General features: G+C 36.7%; 6 protein-coding genes. 1 reads left to right on the top strand and 5 read right to left on the bottom strand.

Annotated features, from left to right (window positions below):
• From dnaX to rpe, 5 genes are all read right to left on the bottom strand, one after another.
• Positions 1–1413 (bottom strand): DNA polymerase III subunit gamma/tau (gene dnaX / locus ACRCJ0_RS08540; protein WP_431390182.1); only part of this gene is annotated, 1413 nt, incomplete at its 3' end.
• 164 nt (positions 1414–1577) lie between these two features.
• Complete coding sequence (locus tag ACRCJ0_RS08535) at positions 1578–2957, bottom strand: PTS transporter subunit EIIC (protein WP_431390181.1); 1380 nt, start codon at positions 2955–2957, stop codon at positions 1578–1580.
• 29 nt (positions 2958–2986) lie between these two features.
• Positions 2987–3913 (bottom strand): sugar phosphate isomerase/epimerase family protein, encoded by a 927-nt coding sequence (locus tag ACRCJ0_RS08530; protein WP_431390180.1) that lies wholly within the window; start codon positions 3911–3913, stop codon positions 2987–2989.
• A gap of 23 nt (positions 3914–3936) precedes the next feature.
• On the bottom strand, positions 3937–4416 hold the full coding sequence (rpiB, locus tag ACRCJ0_RS08525; RefSeq protein ID WP_431390179.1) for a ribose 5-phosphate isomerase B: 480 nt from the start codon (positions 4414–4416) through the stop codon (positions 3937–3939).
• Positions 4417–4425: 9 nt separating this feature from the next.
• Entirely contained in the window at positions 4426–5082 is a 657-nt protein-coding gene (rpe, locus tag ACRCJ0_RS08520; RefSeq protein WP_431390178.1) for a ribulose-phosphate 3-epimerase, read from the bottom strand.
• Between the two features lie 301 nt (positions 5083–5383).
• On the opposite strand from rpe, the gene ACRCJ0_RS08515 reads away from it, so the two are divergent.
• Positions 5384–6397: a LacI family DNA-binding transcriptional regulator gene (locus ACRCJ0_RS08515; protein ID WP_431390177.1), complete on the top strand. Its 1014-nt coding sequence runs from the start codon at positions 5384–5386 to the stop codon at positions 6395–6397.
• Positions 6398–6450: the final 53 nt, after the last annotated feature.

The following is a 6450-nucleotide window of genomic DNA, read 5'->3' as shown; positions in this document are numbered from 1 at the left end:
TTGCATACTTGGCAGACTCTCAATCAGCCCATCCCATAAATTGGCGATATCATTCAAGTCTTTCTTAGTCGCTTGATTTAACACTTGGAAGACCTTCGTCAGATTTGGCGTAAAGGCCGTAGCATTCCCTGACCGCTTAGCCGGCTTACTTGGCGCAGGTTTAGCTGGCTCTCCGCCCCCATTTTGGACCTGTGCCGTTAAATTCGCCACTTGTTCTTGCAATTCAGCTAACGCTTGACTCACTTGCGTTGGCAAGACATGGTCACCTTCTTGGTTAGCCACCACTTGTTGGTTACCACTTTGACCAACAGCCGACTGACTACCGATTTGGCTAGCTACCTGAACCGTTGCCACCTCTAGATAGATCGTTGGTTGCAATGAAAAACGAATCTCTGCCTGCGTTTCTCGGAAAACTTTCATCATCTTATACAAGACATTCACATCAATCGTTTTCGCTAGACTATAAAAGGCTTCGTCATAACGTTGGGTCAACTCTTCAATCTCAGCCGTATCCGCCTTGGTTTCCTTGGCAATCATTAAATCACGCACAAAAACCAACTGCTCTTCCACAAAACGCGCCGCATCTTGACCACCAGCCAATAAAGCATGTAAGTGGTCTAATGCTGCCGTCACTTGCCCATTAGCTAGGGCCTCCGTATATTGAACCAACTGCTCTTCAGACAAGGCCCCCGTCACCAACCGACTCGTTTCAAGTGATAAAGTCCCATCGGAAAAGGAAATCACTTGGTCTAACAAGGATAAGGCATCTCGCATCCCACCGTTTGCTGCCCGAGCAATTACAGTAAGGGCGCCATTCTCATATTCAATACCGTCCTGGTCCAAGATAAATGCCATCCGGTCCTCAATCGCCTGACGTGAAATACGTTTAAAGTCAAAACGTTGGGTTCTTGAAATAATCGTTGCAGGTATCTTATGTGGCTCAGTCGTTGCTAAAATAAAAATGACATTAGCTGGTGGTTCTTCTAAGGTTTTTAATAAAGCATTGAAAGCACCCGTTGAAAGCATGTGGACCTCATCAATGATATAGACCTTATATTGCGCTTCCGTTGGTGCATAGCGAACCTTATCACGGATATCACGAATTTCCTCAACCCCGTTGTTAGACGCTGCATCGATTTCAATCACATCCGGCAAAGTTCCGTCCGTAATTGCCCGGCAAATCTCACATTCATTACATGGTTCCCCATCCACCTGGTTTGGACAGTTGATCGCTTTCGATAGAATTTTAGCCGCACTCGTCTTACCAGTCCCTCTTGGACCCGTAAACAAGTAAGCGTGACTCGTTTTGCCAGTTCGAATGGCATTTTGCAGCGTACGCGCAACAGCCTCTTGGCCAACAATATCTCCAAATGTCTGCGGCCGCCAAACGCGGTATAATGCTTGGTAACTCATCGCTGCCTCCTTAAACTTGCTACATTTAATCATCTCGAACATTATAACATGAAATAGCAATATGCTCTATGTTAAGACTAATGTATAAGAATACACAAAAAATACCTCTAGAAGTAAGTTTTAAAAGCTCACTTCCAGAGGTAAAACCTATAACAGTTTTTCAATTATGCTAATTTTTCCTCTTTACTAGTCACAAAATAAGCAATAACTAAAGATACAATAAGTGAAATACCTAATCCAATAATCGCATGAAGAAAGTTTCCTGAAGTATCCCCAACAAATGCAGGCAATGTTGTCACACTCCCAAATACAAAGGCATTCGTTGTAACTTTCATTAATCCTAGATACGCTCCTCCGACGGCACCTCCAATGATTTGTGCTAAGAACAGTTTTCTATTTTTCACTAATAAACCAAACAGGGTTGGTTCAATAATAGCAGAAAGTGCAATTGTAAATGCACCAGTTAAAGAAAAGTTTCGAATCTCTTTGTTTCTAGCTTTTAAAGCAATACCTAAAGTTGTACCAATAACGGCAAAGTTACATGCAAACGTAAAAGGCACAATATAGTCATAACCATACGTAGATACATTATTAATCATGATTGGGTTAACTGCCCAGTGGATACCCAAACTAACCAGGACACTCCAACCACCACCGACTGCAATACCCGCTAGAATACTACTTGTTTCAATTAGATAGTTCACAACGTTCGCTACGAGTTCCCCACCATACACACCTAAAGGTCCAATCACAATAACAGTAAGCGGTACCATAATTGCTAATGAAATCAGTGGTACAATTACTAGTTTTAAACTTTCAATAATATAATCATCTAAGAATTTGTACAGGTAAGAGAAAATCCAAATTGCTAGGATAATTGGTACTACCGTTGAATTGTAATTCATCAGTACAACTGGCATCCCAAAGAATGAAGTAGTTGCACCATTCCCTACATCTCCCATTAATCCGATAAAATCTGGATGTAATAAGGAAGCCCCAATCAACGCTGAAATATATGGGCTCGCACCAAATCTACGACCTGAAGTAAAAGCAAGCAATACAGGCAAGAAGTAGAATACAGCCATAGACGTCGAATTCAGAATTGTATAGGTACCACTAGTTTCTGATACCCAGCCAACTTGAACTAGCAGTAGTAATAATCCACGTAAGACCCCTGAACCCGCAAGAGCTGGTAAAAGTGGTGAAAAAATACCAGCAATGGCAGAGAACACCTTACTTACCACACTTACCGATTCTCCTGAATTATCAGATTTAGAAGTTTCGATTTTTCCGCCAACTAACTGTTCAAATTCATCATACAGTTTAGGGACCTCTGTCCCAATTAAAATTTGAAATTGTCCAGCCTTATTGACGACGTTAACAACACCTTCAACAGCTTGAACTTCTGCATCATCCACAATGGATTTATCTTTTAAATTTAACCGTAATCGAGTTGCACAATGAGTCATTCCTGAGATATTTTCTTTCCCACCCACAGCTGTTAATATTTCGGTTGCCATTTTTTTATAGTCTTTTTTTGCCATAATAGATTTACCCTCCCATAGGTTTATCTTTAATTTAAGAACGAAATCAATAATTCATGTGCTGCGATTGCGTCATTTCTATCAATAATATTTTGGATTGTTTCCATACCGATTTTGTCAATCTTGTCATTCAATAGCTTAATCATCTTAATATTTTGTTCTGTTTCTTGTACTGCATCCTCAATTACAGGGAAAGTATCAAAATAGAAAATACCTTGATAATCATGCTTCTTAATATAATATAGAAATTCCAATGTTTTAAATGGCGATGAAGAGGCTATCATTAGACCATCATCATTTAAACCATAGCCATCATTAATATGAACACCAAAAAGCAATTGACGACTTGCAAAGATGTCAGCAGCAAAAGCAGGATTTTCATGCTTCATTAACATATGACAGTAGTCTAGAGTGATACCTACATTTTCACGATTAATTTCGTTTAGCATCATACCTGCAATACCCATACTGTCTATAAAAGCATAGGCCCTGGGTTGGAAAGGTTTATACTCGATACTAATCTTCAAATCTGGTGCATAATCTGCAATTTCTTGTAATGCTTCAACGATTTGCATCCATACTTTTCTATAGTTAATTTGGAAGCCATAATCAAAACCATCATAACCTAACCAAATAGTCACAATTTCTCCACCAACTGCTCTACAATAATCAGCTGCATCTTTACTTAATTGAATAGCCTCTTTTGAAATTTGCAAATCATGGTTTCCTAGTTCACCATTGATAAACTCATTTCTAAACCGTAAGGCTACACCATTTGCTTTTAAATCATTTGCATTTAATAGTTTATTCATTTGTTGAAATTCAATATCACCCACATGTTCAGGATAATTTAAATCAACGTGTGTTAATCCTAATCTATTAAATTCAACAAACACTTTCTCCAAATCATTATCAAACTTTGGTAAATAAGAATTTATTCTTGTTGCTAGTTTCATCTATTTCCTCCATATATTCGCTATTAACACACAAAATTTCCATCTGGATCTGCGTTGGCTTTTCCACTTTCAATATCTTCAATCATTTCAAGGCGTTTACCATGTCGCCCACCTTCGTATTCAGCATTTAACCACTCTTTGACAATCATTTTTGCTAAGTCTTCCCCAACTACTCTAGCGCCAAATGCTACTATATTAGTATTATTATGTTCTCTAGACAATTTTGCTGAATAGGGTTCACTACAAACAACTGCTCGAATACCTTTGACTTTATTTGCACTAATAGAAATTCCTACTCCAGTTCCACAAATTAAAATACCACCATCGACTTTTTTATTTACAATCGCATCAGCCACCGCTTTTCCATACTTAGGGTAATCCGTTCTATCTTTTGACAGTGGACCAAAATCGACAATTTCTAAACCTAGATTTTCTACATACTCTTTAATTGAATTCTTTAAATCAACACCTACATGGTCGCTTGCAATTCCTATTTTTTTCATATTGTCCTCCTATACGGTCTGTTTAAAGTTTTGTATTAATTCTTGATATCCTTCTGACTTACCAAACAAGGCTGAAGTTCCTAATACAAATCCGGTTACACCAATTTCATTCAAAGTCTTTATTCTCTCAGGAGAAATTGCCCCATCAACCATGATTTGATAATCGTATTTGCTAAAGAGCTTTGATAAGTCTTCAATTTTTTCATCTATATAAGACAAATATTTTTGCCCTGAAAATCCTGGGTTAACAGTCATTACCATCACATAATCTGTAATTGGAAGTAAACTTTTTATCGTCTCTATAGATGTACCGGGATTTATTGCAATACCCGCCTTAACACCATTTTTATGGATCAAGTCAATTGTTCTCGCAGGATGCAAATCAGCCTCTGGATGAAAATAAATAATATCTACACCTAAATCTGTAAATAATTTAATATAGTTCACAGGGTCTTCAATCATCAAATGCACATCTACAAGTTTGTTGGTGCTAGCCCTAATCGCTTGTACATCTTGTAAACCCATTCCAAAATTAGGTACAAATCTCCCATCCATAATATCTATGTGAAAAATATCCGTTCCAGCCTCGTCTAATTCTCTAACAGTTGATGCTAAGTTATTAAAATCAGCGCACATCATTGACGGGCAGATTAATAATTCACTCATACGTATTCCCCTTTCTATTTGAGTAATCGTTTACTCAATGCTTAAAAAAATATATCTCTCCCTTGGGTAATCGTTTACTCAATGCTTAAAAAAATTTAATCGTTTTTAAACTGAAGTTTTGAATATTCATTTACTAAAAAAGACTTAACTTTTCTTGAGTAATCGTTTACTCTTAACTTGTACATATAATCTCATATTATTTTTAATTTGTCAACGCTTTCATGGAAATGTTGTATTCCATTGGCTTAGACTAATAAAGATACGTATAATTAAACTAAATAAATATCAGCGAGGAGTTCTTATGAAAAAAGTTTCCATAAAAGATATAGCCAATATAACAGGAGTATCGACAGCTACTGTCTCTCGTGTAATCAATAATAATGGCCGATTTTCTGAAGAAACAAGATTAAAAGTCGAACAAGCGATTAAAGATACAGGATATCAAACAAACTTTAATGCAAAATCATTACGCATTAATAAAAGTTATTCTGTCGGTATACTTGTACCCGATATTACAAATAGTTTTTTTGGTAATGTGGTTAAAGAAATAGAAATAGAACTTTTTAACCATGATTATTCAACTATTATTGCAAGTACTGGAAGGAATCCAGAAAAAGAATATAATTATATAGATATGTTAACAAGTAAAATGATTGACGGTTTAATCATTATTTCTGGGCTAAATTATTCGAGTAAACAAGAATCCGTTCATGATATTGAAGTCCCTTTTATTTGTATCGACCGCGAGCTAAATACAAGTAAATCTATTACACTCATCACTTCCGATCACTACCAAGGTGGTATAGAAGCAGCAAAGGCTTTCGCTGAAACAGGTATTAAGAAACCATTAATCATTGTTAGAGATACAAATACTACTTCCACCATGGAGCGTATTGAAGGATTCCGTCATCAATTAATTAATGAGGCCATTCCTTTTGGGGATGAGCAAATCTTCGAACTTCATTCAACTGACACTATAACTATAAGAAGTCAAATCAAAACGGTATTAGAACGTAATAAGGGTACCGATGGTATCTTTGCTGCAAATGACGAAATGGCAGCTTTGATTCTTAAAGTAGCTCAGAACATGGATATTAAAGTTCCCGAAGATTTACAGATTATCGGTTTCGACAATTCATCAATTAGTAAATATACAAACCCTTCACTATCAACTATCGAACAAAATACTGAAGAAATTGCCAAAACTGCAGTGAAGTATTTATTAAACGAAATTGATGGCTCAAGTCCTAAGGAACGTAAGAAACTTATTCCAGTTCGATTAATAAAACGAGGCTCATTAAAAAAGAATAACTAATTAGAAAATACCGCCATTTTCCCGTTACTATTCCCTTCATATCATGTATAATG

It is taken from the genome of Aerococcus sp. L_32, from assembly GCF_050689315.1.
Note: the sequence above shows the minus strand (reverse complement) of the source record. Positions and strands in the feature narration are given on the sequence as shown.

What these genes read in the sequence shown, in the direction of transcription:
- ACRCJ0_RS08535 (WP_431390181.1), bottom strand. Translation starts at nt 2,957, where the DNA reads ATGGCAAAAAAAGACTATAAAAAAATGGCAACCGAAATATTAACAGCT.
- ACRCJ0_RS08515 (WP_431390177.1), top strand. Translation starts at nt 5,384, where the DNA reads ATGAAAAAAGTTTCCATAAAAGATATAGCCAATATAACAGGAGTATCG.
- ACRCJ0_RS08530 (WP_431390180.1), bottom strand. Translation starts at nt 3,913, where the DNA reads ATGAAACTAGCAACAAGAATAAATTCTTATTTACCAAAGTTTGATAAT.
- rpe (WP_431390178.1), bottom strand. Translation starts at nt 5,082, where the DNA reads ATGAGTGAATTATTAATCTGCCCGTCAATGATGTGCGCTGATTTTAAT.
- rpiB (WP_431390179.1), bottom strand. Translation starts at nt 4,416, where the DNA reads ATGAAAAAAATAGGAATTGCAAGCGACCATGTAGGTGTTGATTTAAAG.